The sequence below is a fragment of the Prochlorococcus marinus CUG1438 genome, assembly GCA_017644325.1.
GTDB classification, from domain to species: Bacteria; Cyanobacteriota; Cyanobacteriia; order PCC-6307; family Cyanobiaceae; genus Prochlorococcus_A; species Prochlorococcus_A marinus_AA.
In genome coordinates this window covers 315,811-335,483 of record JAEPLS010000002.1, presented here as the reverse complement: position 1 = coordinate 335,483, position 19,673 = coordinate 315,811, and the positions used below count along the sequence as shown (strand labels likewise).

28 protein-coding genes are annotated in these 19,673 nt (G+C 31.3%); 11 read left to right on the top strand and 17 right to left on the bottom strand.

Annotated elements, in window-relative coordinates:
* Window position 1: 1 nt before the first annotated feature.
* Window positions 2-1,231 (top strand): MFS transporter, encoded by a 1,230-nt coding sequence (locus tag JJ847_07915; GenBank protein ID MBO6960811.1) that lies wholly within the window; start codon window positions 2-4, stop codon window positions 1,229-1,231.
* Window positions 1,232-1,239: 8 nt separating this feature from the next.
* Here JJ847_07915 and JJ847_07910 read toward each other — a convergent pair whose 3' ends face one another.
* Window positions 1,240-1,614, bottom strand: a complete 375-nt coding sequence (locus tag JJ847_07910) for a DUF2834 domain-containing protein (protein MBO6960810.1) — start codon at window positions 1,612-1,614, stop codon at window positions 1,240-1,242.
* Window positions 1,615-1,655: 41 nt separating this feature from the next.
* Between JJ847_07910 and JJ847_07905 the strand changes: the two genes are divergently transcribed.
* Window positions 1,656-2,519 (top strand): ribokinase, encoded by an 864-nt coding sequence (locus tag JJ847_07905; GenBank protein ID MBO6960809.1) that lies wholly within the window; start codon window positions 1,656-1,658, stop codon window positions 2,517-2,519.
* A 216-nt stretch (window positions 2,520-2,735) separates the two neighbouring features.
* A complete protein-coding gene (locus JJ847_07900) occupies window positions 2,736-3,089 on the top strand; it encodes a hypothetical protein (GenBank protein MBO6960808.1) in 354 nt (117 codons plus the stop codon).
* Window positions 3,090-3,099: 10 nt separating this feature from the next.
* Here the strand turns inward: JJ847_07900 and JJ847_07895 are convergent, their stop codons facing one another.
* The 5 genes from JJ847_07895 to JJ847_07875 all read right to left on the bottom strand — a co-directional run bounded on the left by JJ847_07895 (window position 3,100) and on the right by JJ847_07875 (window position 7,596).
* Window positions 3,100-3,618 (bottom strand): pentapeptide repeat-containing protein, encoded by a 519-nt coding sequence (locus JJ847_07895; protein MBO6960807.1) that lies wholly within the window; start codon window positions 3,616-3,618, stop codon window positions 3,100-3,102.
* A gap of 84 nt (window positions 3,619-3,702) precedes the next feature.
* On the bottom strand, window positions 3,703-4,176 hold the full coding sequence (locus tag JJ847_07890) for an HNH endonuclease (GenBank protein ID MBO6960806.1): 474 nt from the start codon (window positions 4,174-4,176) through the stop codon (window positions 3,703-3,705).
* 174 nt (window positions 4,177-4,350) lie between these two features.
* Complete coding sequence (locus tag JJ847_07885) at window positions 4,351-5,208, bottom strand: transglutaminase family protein (protein ID MBO6960805.1); 858 nt, start codon at window positions 5,206-5,208, stop codon at window positions 4,351-4,353.
* Between the two features lie 11 nt (window positions 5,209-5,219).
* Window positions 5,220-6,161, bottom strand: a complete 942-nt coding sequence (locus tag JJ847_07880; GenBank protein ID MBO6960804.1) for an alpha-E domain-containing protein — start codon at window positions 6,159-6,161, stop codon at window positions 5,220-5,222.
* A gap of 1 nt (window position 6,162) precedes the next feature.
* Window positions 6,163-7,596 carry a circularly permuted type 2 ATP-grasp protein gene (locus JJ847_07875; protein ID MBO6960803.1) on the bottom strand — a complete coding sequence of 478 codons (1,434 nt, stop codon included), beginning with the start codon at window positions 7,594-7,596 and terminating at the stop codon, window positions 6,163-6,165.
* A gap of 137 nt (window positions 7,597-7,733) precedes the next feature.
* Here JJ847_07875 and JJ847_07870 point away from each other — a divergent pair, with 137 nt between their 5' ends.
* Window positions 7,734-7,973 (top strand): hypothetical protein, encoded by a 240-nt coding sequence (locus tag JJ847_07870; GenBank protein MBO6960802.1) that lies wholly within the window; start codon window positions 7,734-7,736, stop codon window positions 7,971-7,973.
* 31 nt (window positions 7,974-8,004) lie between these two features.
* Window positions 8,005-8,238, top strand: coding sequence for a hypothetical protein (locus JJ847_07865; GenBank protein MBO6960801.1), 234 nt, complete (start codon window positions 8,005-8,007; stop codon window positions 8,236-8,238).
* 24 nt (window positions 8,239-8,262) lie between these two features.
* On the opposite strand, the gene JJ847_07860 is transcribed toward JJ847_07865, so the two are convergent.
* Window positions 8,263-8,538: a DNA gyrase gene (locus JJ847_07860; protein ID MBO6960800.1), complete on the bottom strand. Its 276-nt coding sequence runs from the start codon at window positions 8,536-8,538 to the stop codon at window positions 8,263-8,265.
* 561 nt (window positions 8,539-9,099) lie between these two features.
* On the opposite strand from JJ847_07860, the gene JJ847_07855 reads away from it, so the two are divergent.
* Window positions 9,100-9,255: a hypothetical protein gene (locus tag JJ847_07855; protein ID MBO6960799.1), complete on the top strand. Its 156-nt coding sequence runs from the start codon at window positions 9,100-9,102 to the stop codon at window positions 9,253-9,255.
* A 33-nt stretch (window positions 9,256-9,288) separates the two neighbouring features.
* Here JJ847_07855 and JJ847_07850 read toward each other — a convergent pair whose 3' ends face one another.
* The 3 genes from JJ847_07850 to JJ847_07840 all read right to left on the bottom strand — a co-directional run bounded on the left by JJ847_07850 (window position 9,289) and on the right by JJ847_07840 (window position 13,276).
* A complete protein-coding gene (locus tag JJ847_07850; GenBank protein MBO6960798.1) occupies window positions 9,289-10,347 on the bottom strand; it encodes a PQQ-binding-like beta-propeller repeat protein in 1,059 nt (352 codons plus the stop codon).
* A complete protein-coding gene (locus JJ847_07845; protein ID MBO6960797.1) occupies window positions 10,335-11,684 on the bottom strand; it encodes a GTP-binding protein in 1,350 nt (449 codons plus the stop codon). The genes JJ847_07850 and JJ847_07845 overlap by 13 nt, the downstream gene beginning before the upstream one ends.
* A gap of 77 nt (window positions 11,685-11,761) precedes the next feature.
* Window positions 11,762-13,276, bottom strand: coding sequence for a zinc ABC transporter substrate-binding protein (locus tag JJ847_07840; protein MBO6960796.1), 1,515 nt, complete (start codon window positions 13,274-13,276; stop codon window positions 11,762-11,764).
* A gap of 139 nt (window positions 13,277-13,415) precedes the next feature.
* Between JJ847_07840 and JJ847_07835 the strand changes: the two genes are divergently transcribed.
* Window positions 13,416-14,186 carry an ABC transporter ATP-binding protein gene (locus JJ847_07835; protein ID MBO6960795.1) on the top strand — a complete coding sequence of 257 codons (771 nt, stop codon included), beginning with the start codon at window positions 13,416-13,418 and terminating at the stop codon, window positions 14,184-14,186.
* Window positions 14,187-14,199: 13 nt separating this feature from the next.
* Here JJ847_07835 and JJ847_07830 read toward each other — a convergent pair whose 3' ends face one another.
* Window positions 14,200-14,634, bottom strand: coding sequence for a transcriptional repressor (locus tag JJ847_07830; protein MBO6960794.1), 435 nt, complete (start codon window positions 14,632-14,634; stop codon window positions 14,200-14,202).
* 17 nt (window positions 14,635-14,651) lie between these two features.
* On the opposite strand from JJ847_07830, the gene JJ847_07825 reads away from it, so the two are divergent.
* Window positions 14,652-15,437 (top strand): metal ABC transporter permease, encoded by a 786-nt coding sequence (locus tag JJ847_07825; protein MBO6960793.1) that lies wholly within the window; start codon window positions 14,652-14,654, stop codon window positions 15,435-15,437.
* Here the strand turns inward: JJ847_07825 and JJ847_07820 are convergent, their stop codons facing one another.
* Together JJ847_07820 and JJ847_07815 are read right to left on the bottom strand one after the other, a co-directional pair.
* Window positions 15,438-15,584 carry a hypothetical protein gene (locus JJ847_07820; protein MBO6960792.1) on the bottom strand — a complete coding sequence of 49 codons (147 nt, stop codon included), beginning with the start codon at window positions 15,582-15,584 and terminating at the stop codon, window positions 15,438-15,440.
* Between the two features lie 83 nt (window positions 15,585-15,667).
* Complete coding sequence (locus tag JJ847_07815) at window positions 15,668-15,916, bottom strand: hypothetical protein (protein MBO6960791.1); 249 nt, start codon at window positions 15,914-15,916, stop codon at window positions 15,668-15,670.
* 842 nt (window positions 15,917-16,758) lie between these two features.
* Between JJ847_07815 and JJ847_07810 the strand changes: the two genes are divergently transcribed.
* Window positions 16,759-17,142: a DUF1499 domain-containing protein gene (locus tag JJ847_07810; GenBank protein ID MBO6960790.1), complete on the top strand. Its 384-nt coding sequence runs from the start codon at window positions 16,759-16,761 to the stop codon at window positions 17,140-17,142.
* Window positions 17,143-17,279: 137 nt separating this feature from the next.
* Window positions 17,280-17,564, top strand: coding sequence for a hypothetical protein (locus tag JJ847_07805; protein ID MBO6960789.1), 285 nt, complete (start codon window positions 17,280-17,282; stop codon window positions 17,562-17,564).
* A gap of 204 nt (window positions 17,565-17,768) precedes the next feature.
* Here JJ847_07805 and JJ847_07800 read toward each other — a convergent pair whose 3' ends face one another.
* The 4 genes from JJ847_07800 to JJ847_07785 form a co-directional block, all read right to left on the bottom strand.
* A complete protein-coding gene (locus JJ847_07800; GenBank protein ID MBO6960788.1) occupies window positions 17,769-18,176 on the bottom strand; it encodes an OsmC family protein in 408 nt (135 codons plus the stop codon).
* A 133-nt stretch (window positions 18,177-18,309) separates the two neighbouring features.
* A complete protein-coding gene (locus JJ847_07795; protein ID MBO6960787.1) occupies window positions 18,310-18,552 on the bottom strand; it encodes a hypothetical protein in 243 nt (80 codons plus the stop codon).
* 72 nt (window positions 18,553-18,624) lie between these two features.
* On the bottom strand, window positions 18,625-18,780 hold the full coding sequence (locus JJ847_07790; protein ID MBO6960786.1) for a hypothetical protein: 156 nt from the start codon (window positions 18,778-18,780) through the stop codon (window positions 18,625-18,627).
* 60 nt (window positions 18,781-18,840) lie between these two features.
* A complete protein-coding gene (locus JJ847_07785) occupies window positions 18,841-19,047 on the bottom strand; it encodes a hypothetical protein (GenBank protein ID MBO6960785.1) in 207 nt (68 codons plus the stop codon).
* Between the two features lie 176 nt (window positions 19,048-19,223).
* Here JJ847_07785 and JJ847_07780 point away from each other — a divergent pair, with 176 nt between their 5' ends.
* On the top strand, window positions 19,224-19,598 hold the full coding sequence (locus JJ847_07780; GenBank protein ID MBO6960784.1) for a hypothetical protein: 375 nt from the start codon (window positions 19,224-19,226) through the stop codon (window positions 19,596-19,598).
* Window positions 19,599-19,673 lie beyond the last annotated feature (75 nt).

Sequence of the window (19,673 nt, the reverse complement as noted above, 5' to 3'; positions counted from 1 at the left end):
TGTGATTAGTCCAAATAGTTTTCAAATAAGCAAAAATTGGTGGATTCAATTTCCATATCCTTTGAGGTTAATTACCAAGATAAGATTTTATGCTGCCTTTGGAGCAGGAGGTGTTATTTATTTAACATCACTCATTTTCAATAATATTGGATTATCGGCAACAAATATAGGCTTGGGATTTACTATCTCGGCAATAATTGGCACCTTGACAAGATTCTTTACCGGTAATTATCTAAATAAAACAGGTAAAATACAATTCCCATTAATTGCTTCATCAATACTAAGTATTGCTGCAAGCTTATTCCTTATTTTTTCAAGAGATACATTTTTTTACATAATTGGACAATCATTTGTTGGAGCCGCAGCAGGAATATATTGGCCTGCTGCCGAGTTTGGAGTACCTTGTTTCTGTCATCCGATCGAAACACGAAAAGCTTATTCTCTTGTTAGAAGTTCGGAGGCTTTAGGAATATTTTTAGGGGTATTAATAGGCGGTTTTATGACTAATTTTTTTTACTCAAAATCAATATTTGTAAATGATATTTTTTGTATGTTCGCTATTGTTTATTTAATTTCGAGAAATAATTCTTCTATCTCAAGAATTTTAGAGACTTTCCAAAAAAAATTTGTAGATCCAATTAACGAGGGACAATTTGGGTGGAATAGGAATTCCTCAATAATAATTTTATCTATATTATTGATAACTACTTCGCTGGCTTTGATTCAAGTAACTTTACCTTTGGATCTTGTTAAAGGGGGAGTACATAGGAATGCACTAGATAAGGAAATAACAAGTCTTATGATTTCCATTCAGTTGATTTTGTTATTATTTTTACAATGGCCTGTGGGTTCTTGGATATCAAAGAAAGGTAGATTATTTGGATTGAAATTTAGTTTAATAAACTTCTCTTTCGCTACATTTATATTATTTATTTCTAATTATTTAAATATTACAGCTTTTTATTTAATTTGTTTTTCATTGTTATTAGTTAGTTTAGGTACTGCTTCATTTCTTCCAACTTCAACAGATTTAGTTTTCAGAATAGCTCCCTCAAAGGATAAAGGTTTTGCTCTTGCTTTATTATCACAATGTTTTGCTATGGGTTATTTTTTTGGACCATTTATTTCGGGAATCATATTAGATCTATTTGGTTATGCTTCAATTATCTGGTTATCTATTTCAATTTCTTGCATTATGATTTTTGGATTTCTTATTAAGAAAGTATTTTAATTAATCTTTTAAATTAAATTTTTCTCTAATTCAATAATTCTTCTCTCTCTTAGAAATAAGAAAAAAGGTGCAGAAAATGCAAATGCTATAAGAAAAGTTCCTAGGTAAACAATCCACATATTTTTCATATTTAATTTTTTTGATTCATTTACCATCCATAAAAAAATAGCGCTAGCTCCTACTAATAAATCTCTCGCAACAGATTGAGCTGCAGGGTTTACATTAGCTAAGGCAATGAACTTATTAATATCAAAACTATTTCCGTATTCCATAGCAAATTCAAAATTTGCCATCATAGGAAGAACAGCACCAAAGATAGATATAAAAAGGTAAAGATAAGATAGTATCTGTTTATTATCTTTTAAAATGTTAAATGAATTCATTTGTCAAAAAATTTCTTTTTAATAATAGTATTTAAGAGATTATGGTTGTTGAAAATAATAATACATTTGAAGAATATAAATTTAAAAAAGGAAACCTAAATTTTGCTGTAGTAGGTCATGTTGAGTGGATAAATTTCTTACAGGTCGATCAATTACCAAAACCGGGTGTTATTTCTCATTCTGAAAATTCTCTTGAATATCCAGCTGGTGGAGGTTCTATTATTGCGAAAAAACTCTCTGAATTAACTACAAACCAAATTCATTTTTTTACTGCATTAGGTAACGATTATTATGGAAATAAATGCTTCAAAATTCTTTCAAATATGGGAATGAAATTACATGTGGCATGGCGTGATAAACCTACTAGAAGAGGATTTAGTTTGACTGACTATAAAGGCGAGAGAGCAATTACAGTTATTGGAGAAAGGTTGGCTCCAAAATATAAAGACAACTTAGAATGGAACATTTTAAAAAAAATGGACGGAATTTTCATTACTGCATCTGATATAGAGATTTTTAAATTTGCCAGATCAGCTTCAATACTTTGTACAACTCCAAGAGTGGGTTTAGACACTATAAATAAGTCAAATATTATATTGGATGGATTAATAGGTAGTAATCTTGATCCTGGTGAGGTTTTTTCTTTATCCGAGTTATCGAAAAAGCCTAGATACACTATAAAAACTGAGGGAGAGAAAGGGGGAATAATATTTCCTGGAGGAAGATATAAGGCTCTTAAAAACAAAAAACCAAAGATTGATTCTTATGGATGTGGTGACTCTTTTGCTGCCGGTATTCTTTATGGAATGGCATCAAAATGGAATATAGATAAAAGCTTAAAACTTGCTAAAATGTTAGGTAGAGATGCTAGTGAATTTTTTGGACCATATAAAAAAATTATTTAAAAATAGGTGACTTAAAATTTCATGAATAATTTAAAAAATGGAAATAAAAATATTATCGTTGAAAACCTTATTATATTTTTTTTGTTTACTTTCGTATTAGTTTTTAAATCCTTGAAAACATTATCAAGAATTTTTACCTATGGATTTCTAAAAAAAGAAATATTAACAACTAAGAGTAACTTAGGGGTAGATATTCAAATTAAAATTAAATAGGTAATGAATAAATTCTTAATTTTTATAATTTTTATAATTATCTTTTTGTTCTACAAAATAAATTATTCAGAAAAAATAAAAAACGTTAAATTAACGAAATTTAAAAAGCAAATGTTGAGTAAACAATCAAATATTGAAAGAATTTTTTTAAGGGAGGAAGAAAAAACTTTTTCAAACCCAAATATAAACATAAGTATTGGAAAAAATGATAAAGAAAATGTCATATTTAGAAAATCCAATATTCACAGAGCAAGACTTTCAAAATTTAAGAAATCCAAATTAAATGGAGAAATGATATTTCAAGAAGATGAAAAAAATTTTTATAAATTTGATAACGGTAAAAAAATTTACTTATGATTTAAAATCTTTAATTACACTCTAGACTTTCTCTAGTTGAAACTCCTGTTGTAGGATTGATCCCATCAGCAATTGCACAAAGATTTCTTTGATCTTCACTGTCAAGAATGGCATAAGAAAAATCTGCTCCTTCTATTTGAGCTCCCGCAAAACTGCTGCCAGACGCAATCATATTTATTAAAACAGCATTCCTAAGATCTGTTTTTTGGAAGTTAACTCGATCAGAGAGAGTATCTGTCAGATCGATTCCATTTAAATTAGAACCTTTTAAATCAGATAGAGTTAATGTAGTTCCATGTAAATCAACATCACTAAAATCTGCGTCTCTTGCAACAGCTCCAGCTATAGATGATAAATGAAGATCCTCTCCATGGAAATCAAATCCTGTAATATTAGCTCTAACATAACTTGGAACTTCATCTCCCTCGCCCTTAACAGCTACATTTGCCCCAGCAAAAACTGGAGAGGATAAAACCAAGAAAGTCAAAGTTATACATAAAAAATATTTTAAAAAACTAAAAAATTTCATACCCAAAAATTCCAATATTTTTATTTTATAACAATTAGATAATTTTTTTAAATTGATGTGTAAATTTGGAACTCCTTTTTAAGATTATTTAACACTATAAATTTTAAATCTAGGTTCTAGATTGGTTATACAATCAAGAAGTTTTTTGTTATCTTTGCTATTCGTAACCTTGAATTCAGATTCAACTGTGCCATCTTTATCTCTAATGGCTTGATTTAAAACTATAGAACCGTTTTCGTCAGATACTGATCTATGAAAAGTTCCTCTAGGTATCCTTAGAATATATCCGCAAGATTCTAATCTAACTTTATAAAAAGGATAATCCCAACCAAAATTAACAAGAAAAAATGTTCTACCACCAGAGATAGCTAATAGATTATCTTCTTGATTGTGATGTATGTAAAATTGCCAATTATTAAATTGCTCTTCATTTGGCGGACTAACTGCAGGACCACTGTGAATAACTAGATCTCTAAAATTTGATTCATTAATACTAATATCGAAAAACCTGACATCTTTTGTATCACGAAATTTTTCATAGCTTATAAGTTCAAACATTTTTGATTTGTTTGATTTGATAACTGGAATTTCTAGACTTGAGTTCAATTTTCTTAAAAGATTAAACAAATGTAAACAGATATATTTCTCTAACAACGTATCAATTAACACTAAAAAAGAAAGATATTTTTATTTATTTTTTTTTCTTGTTTTTAAAGATTAAAAATTTAGTTTTTATTGAATTTTAAGGGGTTTGATCTCCCAGGATAAAGTATTTTCTAAATTATTTTTTCCTATGAAGTTTCCTGTAATTACAGAAGTTAAATTAGATTTGGAAGAGGCTACTAATGTTAAATATCTTTCGTCTATTAATCCTTTTCCGCTTGGATCAAAACCTCTCCAACCAGCCCCCGGAATATATAACTCAGCCCAAGCATGTAAATCTAACTCAGTGGGTAAAGGCTCTTCAAAATGATAACCACTTACAAACCTACTTGGAATTCCAATAGACCTACAAGATTCAACCATTAGCATTGCTAAATCTCTGCATGAACCAATACGTTCTCTAAGTGTTCTGCTAGCCGGCCATGCTGGACCAGTATGCCTTTTGGTATATTTGACCCGATCTTGAATAATCTCTATTAGCTGGTAGGTAAATGATAATACGTTATTAATGCTTCCTGCTAAAGCTTCTTGGGCAAGTTCTACGGCAGAGGGATCATGCTGTCCATTGGGCATCCACCCCTCTAATGCTCCCTGTAAATCTCTGTTAATAATGCTTCTACAAAAAGGTAATGTTAAATCTCTATTTTTAACCCCTTCAATAATGTTTGGATGTTTAATAGTTTCAACTTCGCTAATTGATTCAATAATTAAATTATCCGTAAATCCACTGAATCTGATTCTATTAATCTCTTCTCCGCTGGCAGCAAGTAATGGATAGATAATTTCTGGTTCTGGTGTTATTTTTAATTCAAAATTCTTTAGCTTTTGGAATCCATTTGACCTTGGCTTTATACATAATCTATGCTCGCCTAATTGAATAGGTTCTTCGTATTTATATTCAAGTTTGTGAATGTATTTAATTCTCATTAATAAACTTTTTAATTAATAAAATATTTTTCTTGAATGAGATCATTTAATTTATTCAAATCCATTTGCAATGAATCAATTGCTTCATGTAAACCATGATTGATTATATCTTCAATTCTGATATAACTCCACTTTGCTTGAAGCAAACCTCTCATGCACTCTAATTCTGAAGGATTTTCTGTAGATGGAGAGGTATCTATCATTCTAAGTGTATTGCTTATTCCATCAAGGCAGTATCTTACTGATCTCGGAAAAATTGGATCAAGTAAAAGAAATCTCGCAACTGAATTAGGCTTTATAGAATTTTGCACTGCCTTCCTAAACATTTGATAGGCTCCAGCTGAGCGTAAAAGAGCAATCCATTGTAGCTCATCAAGTACTCCTCCAAGTTCATCTAAACTGGGAAGAAGTAAATAATATTTAACATCTAAAATTCTTGATGTTTTGTCTGCTCTCTCAATTAATCTTCCAAGAATGCTAAATCTCCAGGCAAGGTCTTTGCTTAGAGTCGCATCTGTAATTCCATAAAATAGCTGACATTCCCTCCTTATTTCACTTAATTGTTCTTGCCTTGGTTTGTTCCATATTGCTTCACCTTCTTGCATATTCCAATATAAAATATTAATTTGTTCCCACATTTCCGTGGTCATGACGTCTCTGATTTGTCTTGCATTTTCTCTTGCCATTTGAATGCAAGAAATAATGCTGTTTGGATTTAAACGATCTCTTATTAAAAAATTAATAACGTCATCAGGTTTTTTCTCTGGGAATCTTTTATCAAAAGATTCTCTATCACTTGAAGCATCTATTAAAGGGAGCCAGGGTTCTGCACTTCCTGGTGGACAATCTAATGACATTGCTTCACTTACTTCCACGAAACGAGATATGTTTTCTGCACGTTCTAAATAACGATTTATCCAGTAAAGAGATTCTGCTACACGACTTAAAAGCATATTATTTTCCTACAACCCATGTATCTTTGCATCCTCCACCTTGAGATGAATTGACGACTAATGATCCTTTTTTTAACGCTACTCTCGTAAGCCCACCTGGGCTAACCCATGAATCTTTCCCTCTCAAAATATATGGTCTTAAATCAACATGACATGGATACAGTTCTCCATCACATAAAGATGGCACTGTAGATAATTCTAATGTTGGTTGGGCTATGAAATTTCTTGGATTTTTTTTGATTTTATTAGAGAATTCATCTATTTCATTTGTAGTTGAGTGAGGACCAATTAACATTCCATATCCTCCAGCTTCAGCGACAGACTTAACAACAAGTTTTGATAAATTTTCTAGAACGTATTCCCGATCCTTTTGGTAATGGCAAATATACGTTTCTACATTTTTAATAATAATTTCTTCATTAAGATAATATTTAATCATTTTTGGAACAAAAGAATAAATCATTTTGTCATCTGCTATTCCAGTCCCAGGTGCATTTGCTAAAGCAACATGACCTGCCTTGAAAACATCAAGTAATCCGCTAACACCAAGGCAGGAATCTTTTCTGAAATTAAGAGGATCTAAGAAATCATCATCAATTCGTCTGTAAATGACATCTACTCTTTTTAATCCGGAGGTAGTTTTTAAATATACATAATCATCATTACAAACTAAGTCATGACCCTGTACTAGTTGTATACCCATTTCTTGAGCTAAATAACTATGTTCAAAATAAGCACTATTAAAAATTCCTGGAGTTAGTAGAACTATCTTGGGAGTATCCGTCCAAACAGCGAGTTCTTGAAGAGTTTTTAAAAGATATGATGGATATTCATCAATTGGTTTTACTATTCTTCCAGAGAAAAGATTAGGAAAAATATTTTTCATAACTAGTCTATTTTCTAAAAAATAGGCAACCCCAGAAGGGCACCTTAAATTATCTTCTAAAACATGCCAATCTCCATTTCTGTCCCTTATTAAATCAAGTCCTGAAATTTGACACCATTTATTTAGTGGAGGTTTGAAACCTATCATCTGAGGTCTCCAACCTTCTGAACTCTCTATTAATTCTCTTGGAATTATTCCATCATTAATTATTTTTTGAGAATTATAAATATCATCTAGGAATAAATCAATTGCCTCAAGCCTTTGTTTAAGTCCTTTTTCTAAGGTAACCCAATCATCTTTACTAATTATTCTAGGAAGTGGATCAAAAGGTAATATTCTCTCAGTACCTTTTAGACCAGTATCGTTTAATCTAAAAGTTGCACCATGCCTTAGTAATAATTTTTTTGCGGCAGAATGATTCCTGTTTAATTCTTCAAGACCCATATTATCTAAAGAGGAAAGAAGTGGAATCAATATTTCTCTCGCAGAGTTGACATTATCCTTAAAGTATTCATCGAAACTATTTTTAGGCTGATAACTTGAAAACATATTTTTCACCATTTAATAATTTTTACTTTAGCTTTTTATCTTTATTCGTATTTATGGCTACCAAAAATGATATCTCTTGACTCGATCTATATCATTATTTTGATCATTGAAGTATATTTTTTAAAAATCTAAAAGGTATGAGTTCTAGTAATTGGCAATTTGTTTTTTTTAGATATTTCGCAAGCTTTCTTTTTATTCTCTCTCACAGTTTGTTGGTCCTTGATCATCTACCAGTAGGTGCGGCACTTCACGGACTTGGAGAAGTTTTTATTGCGCCCTGGGCTTTTAGGGAAAGAGCATGGGATCTTGTTGTTATTGCAGTTTTATTTTTCTTCTTCGATATTTGGGGTCTTATAAACACACCTTGGAATTATTAACTTGTATTAATTATTTACTAATTCTGAGAAAATGTTATTAAAAATTAAGTCTTATTTTTATCAAATTTATAAAATAATTTTTCTTTTATTGCTTACGAATACTTCTAATTTATATGCACATAATTTATTTAATGGTGGATGCAAAGAACATTGTGGACAAAAAAACAAAGTAATAAGTAATAAAAATAAATTAAAAAATATTGATGATCAAATAAAGATTGAGAAAAAAAATTCCTGTTTAAATAAATCACTATGTAGAGGTTAACCTCTACATAGTTTTTAAATTGTCTTATGAAATTGTTTCTTTGATAATTATCATTAAAGTACTATTCGCTTGATAATTTTTATTAGGAGGATTTATTTGATTTTTAATTAAATAAATAAAAGTATATATTAATGGTAGAAGTAATGATGAAGCGGCAACTAAAGCAATTATCTGGTTCAATCTAATAAATGGTTTTTTTACAAGATCCTCGCCACATAAGCCACAAATCAAAGTACCATTTGAGGATTGTTTTTGAAATTGATATTTAGGATTGCAATATGGGCAATAATATCGAACCATTTTTAAAATTTTATTGCTTTAATCATTATCTATAAAACCAGAATAAAGTCATCTTATAAAAAAGAGAGCTTATTTAGTAAGCTCTCTTTTATCTCTTACTTATATTTTTTACTGAAGTTAATAACGCACCTAAATCATGGATCCTTGTTGCTAACTTCTGTTAAGCTAATGCTCACCAAAATTAACTAATTGTCTTTAACTGGGGCAAAAACTCTAGAATTAAGCTTGTTTCTTAAAGGGCACCTAAGCGATGCAGAAGAAGGAAGCTTAGACATTAATAAAAAATAATTGGAGCAGTTAATTAAATTAGTTCGGCTTATTCCGAAATTTCAGGCAGGCTATCGATCATTTTGAAAGACCTCCTAGAACTCAACAATATAAAATTAGGAAAATATGTCTCTTAAGACAATCCGTCTTTATACGCATTGCTTTTTAATTAAAAATGTCCGAAAGTAGAAATCAATTGTGCTAATTTTTTTGAGATATTTTTAGTAAGTTTTGCTTATTTCTTTTGATATTTAATTCGTCTATCTTAATTTTAAATAATTGAGGAAATCTTTTATGACTCATTCGAAAGAAATTAGTAAAACTGATAAATCAAATCCTATAGACGAATATTTTCAATGTCTCTCATATTGCGATATCCATCCAAAAGGGATAGATAATGACTGCGAGGTCATTTGTATGGAGAGACATTTAAAAGCTAACTATTGGTAGTTTGAATTATTTTATTTTCCTGCTTAAATTCCTTCAAAAAGAATTAGTACGAACTTTAAATTTCCAAACATTTACTACACCTTTTGCGTTAACTGCAGCTAGTGCACAATCATCAGGTCTCCACGAAAGTGCACCCACTAAATCGCCTGCGAATGCAGCCCCAACTGGGTCACCATTACCGTCTTTTTTTAGAAAACTTGCGACAACAGAACCATCTCTAGATCCGGAAGCTACAAGCATGCCTTTATTTGAAAAGGCTAGGCTAGAAATAGGTTCGGTATGGTGCCATAGCTCTCCAGGCATAGTCCCCTCGGGACCGTCACCTATAAAGCTCCACACTGTAATTCTTTCACTGCCACTAGTTGCCAGTAATTTCCCACTATCGTCAAAAGAAAGGTGACTGGGTTTTCCTGGGTATCCTGTCATTTCAGCATCCATTCCGGTTGATCTTCTCCAAAAATGAACTGAATTGTCTTGACTCCCGCAAGCGACTATATCACCATCAGGACTTAATTCCATTGAGACTAATGATCCTTGCCACTCGAGCTTTTGATTCGTTTTATTATTTACTATGTCAAAGAATGTTACTCTCCCGTAGCAGGCTGTAGCTAACTCATTATTATTTGACCATTTTATTGCACTCACTGTGCTTGGATGATCATCTGATACCCATTTTTCTTCCCCAATTTCATTAAAAACATATACTTTTTTTGAAGAAGCTGCTGCAAGAAATAAGCCATCATTTGACCACTTAAGATGCTCTACCCAAGCCTTGCCAAGATCGAGAGTTTTAATTACTTTACCTTCGTGACAATTATATATTTGAATATTTCCATCTTGACCGGAAGTTGCAAAAATCTCTCCTTCTGGATGAATGGACATTGCTAATAGACCAGCAGAGTGTGTATTTTCTTTTTTCCAAATAATTTTCCCAGTATCTCCTTCAAAGGCAAAAATACCTCCTGCTACATCCCCAACAATGAATAACTTTCCTTTAGTAGCCCAACCACAAACTATGGCATAATCATTAACTTCAGCTGTCCATCCCTCGTGGAACATGCCTCTTGGGCTAAATGATTCTATATCAGGCATTTTTCAAAACCTTCTTTCATCTCTTTCTCGTCCAAATTTCTACCTATAAAAACAAGTTGGTTTCTACGAGGTTCGTTACCCCATTCCTTATCAGGTTGCGCTGTAAATAACATATGTACCCCTTGGAAAACTATTCTCTGTGGGTTGCCTGAGTAGCTAATGAAACCTTTAGTTCTAAATATATCCACCCCTTTTTCAGAAAGAAGTCTGCCCAACCAAGTATTAAGTTTTTCTGGATCAACATCTCCAAATCGTTCAATTGCAATGGACGTTACTTCATCATCGTGCTCGTGCTCGGCTTGCCAGAACCTTTCAGTATTAAATGGAATCTCTTTATTTTCGTCACTTTTAATGACTTTCATATTAAATTCTTCAGCAGTGTGCTGTGTATATAAACCTATTTTTGTTGGCTTTTCTATGTTAAGGATGAAGGATTTATTCCCTTTATCCTCCAATTTTAGATTTACATGTTCTCCATATGGGACAGTATTTCCAGGCTCCAAAGTATTAGCATTTTCTGCATAAAGTCTTACGGAGGATTCAGCACCATCTTTAAGTTCTTCCTCACTCTCACCTTGGTTAATGAGAGCTACTAGGGACATTTCTGGATCGGGACCTTCTTCTAGCATTAATTCATATTTACCTGCAGCAAGGTCGTAAACACCTGTCCATTCAAAAGGATATTCTGGTTCAAGAAATGTTGGTCTGCGTTTAAGGATTTGATCGAGATCAAATGCACTTAGATTTAGGACTGTTTCGATTGGTACTTTGGCATTCTCGGCTCTAATGATTCGAGTCATTCGGTTCATATCTCTCAATCTCGATTCAAGAGTATCTAGTGCATCATCAGAGACTAAATCAGTTTTATTAAGGACAAGAACATCTGCAAACGCAACTTGTTCTGAACTTTCATCACTTCTTCCTAGCTGCTGATCAATATGAGCAGCATCAACTAAAGTTACAATTCCATCAAGAGTAAATTCAGAACTAATTTCTTCATCCATGAAAAATGTCTGCGCGACTGGCCCAGGATCTGCTAATCCGGTCGTTTCTACTAAAACATAGTCAAACTTATCTCTTCTTTTCATAAGGTTGCCAAGGACTCTTATCAAATCACCGCGAACAGTACAACAAATGCACCCGTTTGACATCTCAAACACTTCTTCATCGGCATTAATTACGAGCCCTTGATCTATCCCTACTTCACCGTATTCATTCTCAATTACGGCTATTCTTTTCCCGTGCTCTTCACTTAGTATTCTATTAAGTAAAGTAGTTTTCCCTGAACCTAGAAATCCAGTGAGAATAGTAACTGGAACTTTATCTTTGATGCTCATTTAATGATTTTTACCAAATAAACAATAGTTTAATAATAGTAATAATAAGAAATGAAAACCGTTTTTATTAGAAAAATTTAATCTGAAAGTTTATACCATTCAGACTCAAGATTGGAGCCAGATTCTTTATCACAGCTTCCACCTAATGAATCAACAATTGTACAAGTGTTGTGAACGGCTACTGAAACCGTATTACCATCCATCATCAATCCATCAACGAATATTTGATTAGAAGCTAAAGGAACTGAACTTTGTCTACTTAAGTTCCTTAATAACTTAGATGCTGGAATTTGTTCAGGAAATATCGCCTGAACTTTCTCTTCATCTAACATTTTTAAAGTAGAACTTATGTTGTCTGGCCTTAAGCTTGAGGAGTCTCCAAGAAAGTCAAGTAAACTAATGGTTTCAAAACCAAATGCATCCCCGTAGTATTCCATTGCTTTGTGTTTAGAGACAATTACTCTGTTTTCCTCAGGAATAGAGCTTACTTGTTCGACGATCCAACTATCTAAGCCTTCTAAGAGAGAATCAGCTTTTTCGAATCTTTCATTAATTAGTTTTCTGTCACCTCTATTAAAAACTGAAATATCTTTCTTTAAACTTTTGCTTATAAGATCTCCCATTTTTATGATGTTATGTGGATCATGCCATACATGTGGATCTAGACCTCCATGGTCATGATGGTGATGCCCCTCTCCTTCGTCTGGAACTTGTGCTATTGGTTCTACATCACTATTTGAAACGTCTTTAAAAAAGTGTTGAGTTGCTTCAAACTCAAAAGGCATGTGTTCAGTAAAAAATATATATTCACCATCTTCTTTGATATCCACGTTAAAAACAGTACTTTCTTTTCTTTGATCAAAGTTAAGAACAAAAGCTTTATTACTTGCTATCAAAGTTCCATCATTTTTTCTGCTTATTGAGTCTTTAGATCCTAATAATTCTTTGGCTAAATCTTCAGACCCTTCTATGTCATTAGATTTGAGAATCACCATCTTCATTGCAGGATCTGCATATTCGCCATCGACTTTTTCAAATGACCATTTGTATGAACCCTTAGAAAGCTGGAATTTACCTGCCCATTCGAAAGCACCCTCAGCATGATCATCATGACCTCCATGATCAGAATGATCATCTACCTTAGCTGAATGTTCAGCATGATCGTCATGTCCGCCATGGTCTGAGTGGTCATCGTGACCTTCATGATCAGAATGATCATCTACGTCTATTGCACTAACACCTACAACAATAGTATTCTTTTTACTTTCCCAATTTCTCATACTTGGAGTCATTTCTTTGCCAAGAGTGAATACTTTGTCTGCGCTATTTAGTAATTGAGCTTGTCTTGGATTGATCTTTAAGTCATGAACATCCTGTTTTCTATCTACTAAGCATGTAACTTCGTCAGATGGTAACGCAATAGATTTAACTAAATCACAAACTAGTGGTTCTACTGCTACGTATGACTTCCCTTTAGCCATTACATCCTGCCCAAAACCAGAAAATATAATCGTTCCAGCGATTACGGAATTTTTAATAATTGACTTACTTGAACATGTTTTATTTGATAAAAGTCTTTTAAAAATTGACATAAAAAAATTATTAAACACTTAAAAATGATAATCATTTTCATTACATCTGACAAGAAAAGGTATCAAATGTTATGAAAATAATACGCAGCTTGTATTATTGGTAAGCTTGTAAAGTGACTTTTTTCATGAAGATTAATTAATGGCTACTTTAGTCGCTGAAAATTTAACATTTGCATACACAGAAAAAAGTAAGCCAGCTTTAAGTAAGGTATCGGTTGAGATTAAACCTGGAACTCTAACAGCGCTAGTAGGTCCAAATGGTGCCGGAAAATCAACCCTTTTGAGGATATTGCAAGGACAAAATACTCCAGATAAAGGCGAAATAAAAATTGATGGTGAAAATTTATATAGATCTAGAGCTCTAGTGGCACTTATGCCTCAAAGAAGTTCTATGAATTGGAAGTTTCCCATTACAGTTGAAAAATTGGTATCTCTTGGTCAAATAAAGTATTCAAAATCAAGAAGTAATAACCCCTTTCAAATCAAGGCTCTTCTAGAATATCCTAATTCTTGGATTAATAAATGTTGTGAATTAGAAGCGACAATGCAAAGAGTAGGAATTGCTAATTTGGCTAATAGAAGACTTGATTCTCTTTCAGGAGGACAGCAGCAAAGAGCTCTATTAGCAAAAACTCTTATGTCCCCAGCAAAAATATTTCTTTTAGATGAACCTTGTGCAGCTTTGGACCCACCTGCAAAGGAGGATTTTCTTAAAATTGTTCGTCAACTTGCCGATGCCGGACTTTCTTTGCTCGTAAGTAGCCATGATTGGGGCGATTCTCTAAAAAACTATGATCAAGTAATCGTTCTTGATAAAAGTGTTTTGGCAGTTGGTAGACCTGACCAAATACAAGATAAATTAGAGGCAATAAACATTAGCTCTATAAACGAAAATAATTTCTGTGATTAGAGAATGTTCCTTTTTAATTCTGAGCTTGATAACAGTTTTGGCAAAGCCCGAAATATTCGAGAGTATGAAACAACAATTGGAATTTCTTTGGATTTGTTTTGGGTGTATGAATATCTTTTACCGGGCATCCTTCCATTTTTGATGTCTCACCACATTGAACACAGGTCAAATGATGAATATCTCTATCTACGGGAGTGTACAGAACCTCTCCAGTTGGGAGATGTCTAGAACGTATTAAGCCATGCTTTATCAGAACTTGAAGATTCCTGTAAACAGTCGTCAGTCCCATAGCCTTTCCACTTTCTATCAATTGTCTATGCAACTCTTGACCAGTCAATTCATCCTCGCATTTATTAAGTTCTTCAAGAAGTTGTTCTTGTCTTTTGGTAATGTCAGACTTAGTTACCATTGTTTCCGAAATCTTTTTTTGTCCCGTATTTTTGATCATACCGAATCATTCGAATAATGTCTTTTATTAATAACAACTGGTGGCTGGTTCCATTAATAATAACTATATTCTCCGGGATTTTATGCCCAGCTATGGGAACTGTATTAATCACTCATAAGAGATTATTACAAGTTAATTTAATCTCTCATTGTGTGTTGCCTGGACTTGCTCTCGCATTAGCGCTTGGAATTCACCCCTCAATTGGTGGTGTTATAAGTGGTCTTCTGGGCTCAGTAATTGCGGAAAGTTTAACTAATAGAAAAAGTGAAAATTATGAAGCAGTTATGAATACTATTCTCGCTGGAATGCTTGGATTTGGGGTCCTTATAATCCCTTTACTCGGAATAAGGATTGATTTGGAGGCAGTATTATTTGGCGATTTATTGACAGCAAATTTTGGAGATTTACTTAGAACAATAATTTCTTTTTTGGTATTTATATTTTTAATGACTTTTGGATATGAAAAGGTTGTTTATGTTGGATTAGATCCAGAAGGTGCATCCGCGAGCGGTATAAACGTTTCTTTATTAAATCTTGCTTTGAGTTTTACAACGGCATTAGTAATTGTTAGTTCAATGTCAGCAGTGGGAGTAATTCTTGTAATTGCTCTTCTTTCCACGCCCACTTTGTTAGGGCTAAATAAGGCTCATAGTTTAAGAATTGCAATGATGAGATCTTCATTTTTTGGATTATGTATCTCACTTCTTGGATTTATTCTCTCTATAGTCTTCAATCTTTCGCCTGGACCTGCAATTAGCGTTATTTGTGTTGCGTCCCTTTTAATTCCTAATCTTCGCAAATAATTAAATCTTAAATGTCCAATCTGAATTTAATGCTTGAGCTTTTGGATTGTTTTTTAAAGCTACTTCCATAGCTTCTTTTTTATTATTAGCTATAACAACTTCATCAAATTCCTTTCCATTTTTTTTGAGACTTACTTTGAAACGCATAAAAATTTTTTAATTAATCAAAAGTTAACCTTTAAGCAACTAGATTTAAATACTTTTAAAAGTTTAATTATGAAATATAAACTTTAGTTTTTTTGAAGTTTTTCTACTACAGATTCTTTCTCAATCTTAGCTACATCCTGTAATCCATTAGCATCAAACCAAGGAGCGTTTTCCCAATTAAATCCTTCCCCAAATGTATTATCGGGAGCGGCTACGTACCAGTGACATGATGAATCAGGAACATCTACAGCACATTTTGACCAGTCAGCTTCCCACTGTGGGACTTGAACCCACATCACAGATGCTAATAAAAAAGAAAAAAGAAAATTCATAATTATCGTTCAGCAAAATTTCGAAAGATTTTTCTCACATTCTTTCTTTCTTTTCCTCCAGTAATTCTCAAGTATTTGATATTTATGCTTATTTTTAAATTGACTTAAATGAATATTAGTCTTATTAAAAGCTGAAGTATTTTTGATTTTCATGTCTCAAGCTTGTCTGTTTAGAACATATTTAAGACACTTTATAGATTTTTTGAAGTGAATTTATACTTAATTTTCTCTCACTTTTTTAGGTAAGTATTTTTCGGGATTATTTTCAATATAAGTAAGCGAATATTTGACAACACCCAATATTATTGAAAAAAGAGCAATTGCAGAAATAATAAAAATGATTTTTTTGTAACTGCTTTTCAAGAATTTTTTATGTTCATGATTATTTTTTTCATCAGAGTCAAATTTTTCTGAGAAATTTGAATAATTAGTAATTTATACTGTAGCGTTTTAATTTATCTACGGAGTAAATTATATACATCAGAAACTCCTCACACACTTTTTTCTGATAAATAAAAAGTACTCAACTTTAAAGTTTGGGTGCTTTTTTTATATTTAGATCTATGTGACAGTTAATATAGAGGCCTACGATACACAACATATTTCATTTAAGATGTAATATTTGTTATGTGTGTAGGAGGAATTGATCTAGTACAGTGGAAACAAGGAAACACTTGTTCTAGTTCAGTTTTTTAAAAAGATCTCTCAATGAGGGGTCTTTTTTTTTTTAATTATTCATATCTTAGTAAAGAACCAAATACTTTTTTTTGAGAAATTTTAAATTCACTTTTCCACATTCTCCTTCCATTCGTTAGATTATGTCTTGAAGATTCCATCTCTTAATGAAAATATTTTTTCTAGCTATTTTAATTTGTTCAGGCTTTTTATTCCCTTCTTCATCATATGCCTCCCATATAGAATTAAAACCTTGTATTGAAGTTGCTCATTGTGTAAAAGAAGACTGGGAGGTTAACAATATTGAAGAACCTTTTGAAGAGATTAAAACATTAATAGAAAATACTCCTAGAACAAAGATTGTAGAAATAAATAGGGATTATCTTCATGCTGAGGCGACTAGTAAATGGATGAAGTACGTTGATGATTTAGAAGTATCCTTTTTACCTGAATCAAATATCTTATCAATAAGATCAGAATCAAGAGTTGGAGAAAGTGATTTAGGAGTAAATCAAAAAAGAGTTGATTTATTAAAATCAAAAATGTTTTAGGGCAGAAAGTAGAAATCGATTTTTGCGTTTATTGTTTTTTGTATAACTTTTCGACTTTTTTAAAAAAATTTCAAATAGAAGAGTAATAATTGTCTTCGTGCCATGTTAATAGGAATTATTTAGATTTTCTTTAAAAGATGTTCATAAATCTTATATACATATTGATAGGTTCTTTTGTTTCTTTTTGGTTTTATAAAAACATCAAAGAAAATGGACTTATATGGATAATCAAAGGTCTTTTTCAAATTGGAATATTGGCATTATTTATTGGAGGTTTTTTCAAAATATTTTTCACTTTACCCCCTAATTTATATATAAAAATAATTTTCCTTATTACTTATATCTGGTGCACCATTGGAATTAATGTTAATTTCATGATCCCTTTGATTGGTTTTATTGATCAAAAAATAGTTAAAAAATAAGAAAACATTTCTCTAAGTATAAAAATATTACTAATAGCTTAATTCAAGAATAAAATTTAAAGGATTATTTCTTTTTCTTTGAAAGTCTTTTTCTTGTAGATCTAGTCTATAATTCTAAATCATTTGTTATGTAAATTCCAAAAAGTAGAATGATTAATCCAATAAAGTAATTCATAATTTTGATTTAATTACTATTTTTGAGATTTATTTTTGATGCCAAGTAATTTTAATATCTATTTCTTCAGATAAGTTTTTTGTGACTGGACATTCTTTGGAGGCTTTTTTCAAAAAATCAATAGTTTCATTAGAAGTACGCACTGGGACAAAAATATCTATTATTAGTTCCTTAATCTTTCTCTCGGTATTTTGTGTCATTAGTTTTTCAATATTTAAATATATACCTTCCAAATCAAATCCTTTCGATTTAGCTTTAATTGCCATAATGGTTAGCAGGCAAGTCCCTAGAGATGTTGCTAATAAATCAGTTGGGGAAAAACTTTCACCTTTGCCACAGTGATCTAAAGGGGCATCCGTTCTTATAAAAGTTCCTGATTGTAGATGAATAGCTTCGCAGTTTAAGTCTCCTAAATAAGAACATTTGACTTTAGTCATTTTAAAAACATTAAATTAGGAAAATATTATTCATAAAAAACCATGGAACATACCAAGCTAATTAATCAAGAATAATTGTATTAATTTGCATGTTAGTAGAGTATTAAAAGAATTCATCATTAAAATTTTGAAATCAGTTTTTATATCTATATTTCTCTAAGCAATATTCAATTAATTCAATTGATTTTTTGTGAGTTCTTTTATTTTTATTTTCAAGATCGAAGCATTCATTTAAAATACGAATAGATTCATTTAGGATCGTTTCTTCTTTATGTTTTAAATCTTTATCTTGGTAGATATAAATTAATTTTTGAATTCCTAGAAGGGAAAAAATGATTATTGAAATTGTTAAAATTGATGTTTTGACTTTATTCATTTAATTACTTTGTACAAATATTTTAATTTATTTAGTTTTTAAAACTTTAGAGCATTCCAATAGCACTTAAAGCTACGTAATTACATATGCAGCTGCTGTTATTGCAATAGCAGTAATTGAAAAAAAGATGTATGGAACAACCTTTAAAGGTATATGAAGATTATTTTTATACATAACAAAACATTTATTAAGATCCTGACATTCCCTTCGTACTTTATAAGTCTTCAAATATACAAATTAATTTTCTTTTCAAAAATTCAATCCTCTAAAAGATTAACCTCTTTATATTCATTGGATTTTCATTAAATAAAGTATCTCTAGATCCTGTCTTGAGTCCGATATTTTTCTTTTTAAGAAGATTAATTCTTCTGGGCTCATTTTTGATTCTTTTATCATCAATTCTGCTTGTTCAATAGCATGTTCTATATTTCTAATTTTGATTTCTCTTATTGAGGGATCACCTTTACATGCTTTTTTAGTATTCGCATCTAACATCTGTAATAAAAACACTTTGACTATAAGTTAAATTAAAACTTCATAACCCTACTACCGCAAATTTAATTAAAATAAATTATTATATTATAAAGAACTTTAATCTTAGCTAACCCTCTCTTCATTTGATCGAGTGGGTTTTTTTATGGTGTAATATACTTCTAGCATTTATTACTAATTTGGAAGATTCAAAACTTAATCCTGAGGAAAATAATTCAATCGAATCGCCCCCCAATTTGAATGAAGAAAATAAAGATATTAATGAGGGTAATAAAAAAGAAGAGAATGTTAAGGCATTTACAGAATTTCTAGAGAAAGCCAGTACTCAAGATTCTTTAGAAGAAAAAGTTAAACTTGATTCTGAGAAACAAAAAATAAATATTGACAAATCACTTTTTAAAAGATTTCTTAATAATGGATTTGATGGCATTACAACTAATCCAAACTATAAAATGTTGGCATTACTAATAATCCTTCTAATTAATTTGTCTCTATTTTTTGTAATTGGCAATATAGGTAAAGCGTTTTTAAGAAATGCAGGAATTATGGGTTAGAAATTATTTATTTCTTTTATGATATTCATCTTTACAATTTTGATTCTTTAAATGAAACTGTGATATTTTCTTTTC

What these genes read in the sequence shown, in the direction of transcription:
- JJ847_07875 (MBO6960803.1), bottom strand. Translation starts at nt 7,596, where the DNA reads ATGTTTTCAAGTTATCAGCCTAAAAATAGTTTCGATGAATACTTTAAG.
- JJ847_07870 (MBO6960802.1), top strand. Translation starts at nt 7,734, where the DNA reads ATGAGTTCTAGTAATTGGCAATTTGTTTTTTTTAGATATTTCGCAAGC.
- JJ847_07900 (MBO6960808.1), top strand. Translation starts at nt 2,736, where the DNA reads ATGAATAAATTCTTAATTTTTATAATTTTTATAATTATCTTTTTGTTC.
- JJ847_07880 (MBO6960804.1), bottom strand. Translation starts at nt 6,161, where the DNA reads ATGCTTTTAAGTCGTGTAGCAGAATCTCTTTACTGGATAAATCGTTAT.
- JJ847_07820 (MBO6960792.1), bottom strand. Translation starts at nt 15,584, where the DNA reads ATGCGTTTCAAAGTAAGTCTCAAAAAAAATGGAAAGGAATTTGATGAA.
- JJ847_07810 (MBO6960790.1), top strand. Translation starts at nt 16,759, where the DNA reads ATGAAAATATTTTTTCTAGCTATTTTAATTTGTTCAGGCTTTTTATTC.
- JJ847_07860 (MBO6960800.1), bottom strand. Translation starts at nt 8,538, where the DNA reads ATGGTTCGATATTATTGCCCATATTGCAATCCTAAATATCAATTTCAA.
- JJ847_07910 (MBO6960810.1), bottom strand. Translation starts at nt 1,614, where the DNA reads ATGAATTCATTTAACATTTTAAAAGATAATAAACAGATACTATCTTAT.
- JJ847_07800 (MBO6960788.1), bottom strand. Translation starts at nt 18,176, where the DNA reads ATGACTAAAGTCAAATGTTCTTATTTAGGAGACTTAAACTGCGAAGCT.
- JJ847_07845 (MBO6960797.1), bottom strand. Translation starts at nt 11,684, where the DNA reads ATGAGCATCAAAGATAAAGTTCCAGTTACTATTCTCACTGGATTTCTA.
- JJ847_07890 (MBO6960806.1), bottom strand. Translation starts at nt 4,176, where the DNA reads ATGTTTGAACTTATAAGCTATGAAAAATTTCGTGATACAAAAGATGTC.
- JJ847_07840 (MBO6960796.1), bottom strand. Translation starts at nt 13,276, where the DNA reads ATGTCAATTTTTAAAAGACTTTTATCAAATAAAACATGTTCAAGTAAG.
- JJ847_07825 (MBO6960793.1), top strand. Translation starts at nt 14,652, where the DNA reads ATGTCTTTTATTAATAACAACTGGTGGCTGGTTCCATTAATAATAACT.
- JJ847_07815 (MBO6960791.1), bottom strand. Translation starts at nt 15,916, where the DNA reads ATGAATTTTCTTTTTTCTTTTTTATTAGCATCTGTGATGTGGGTTCAA.
- JJ847_07855 (MBO6960799.1), top strand. Translation starts at nt 9,100, where the DNA reads ATGACTCATTCGAAAGAAATTAGTAAAACTGATAAATCAAATCCTATA.
- JJ847_07795 (MBO6960787.1), bottom strand. Translation starts at nt 18,552, where the DNA reads ATGAATAAAGTCAAAACATCAATTTTAACAATTTCAATAATCATTTTT.
- JJ847_07850 (MBO6960798.1), bottom strand. Translation starts at nt 10,347, where the DNA reads ATGCCTGATATAGAATCATTTAGCCCAAGAGGCATGTTCCACGAGGGA.
- JJ847_07835 (MBO6960795.1), top strand. Translation starts at nt 13,416, where the DNA reads ATGGCTACTTTAGTCGCTGAAAATTTAACATTTGCATACACAGAAAAA.
- JJ847_07830 (MBO6960794.1), bottom strand. Translation starts at nt 14,634, where the DNA reads ATGATCAAAAATACGGGACAAAAAAAGATTTCGGAAACAATGGTAACT.
- JJ847_07785 (MBO6960785.1), bottom strand. Translation starts at nt 19,047, where the DNA reads ATGTTAGATGCGAATACTAAAAAAGCATGTAAAGGTGATCCCTCAATA.
- JJ847_07885 (MBO6960805.1), bottom strand. Translation starts at nt 5,208, where the DNA reads ATGAGAATTAAATACATTCACAAACTTGAATATAAATACGAAGAACCT.
- JJ847_07805 (MBO6960789.1), top strand. Translation starts at nt 17,280, where the DNA reads ATGTTCATAAATCTTATATACATATTGATAGGTTCTTTTGTTTCTTTT.
- JJ847_07865 (MBO6960801.1), top strand. Translation starts at nt 8,005, where the DNA reads ATGTTATTAAAAATTAAGTCTTATTTTTATCAAATTTATAAAATAATT.
- JJ847_07895 (MBO6960807.1), bottom strand. Translation starts at nt 3,618, where the DNA reads ATGAAATTTTTTAGTTTTTTAAAATATTTTTTATGTATAACTTTGACT.
- JJ847_07905 (MBO6960809.1), top strand. Translation starts at nt 1,656, where the DNA reads ATGGTTGTTGAAAATAATAATACATTTGAAGAATATAAATTTAAAAAA.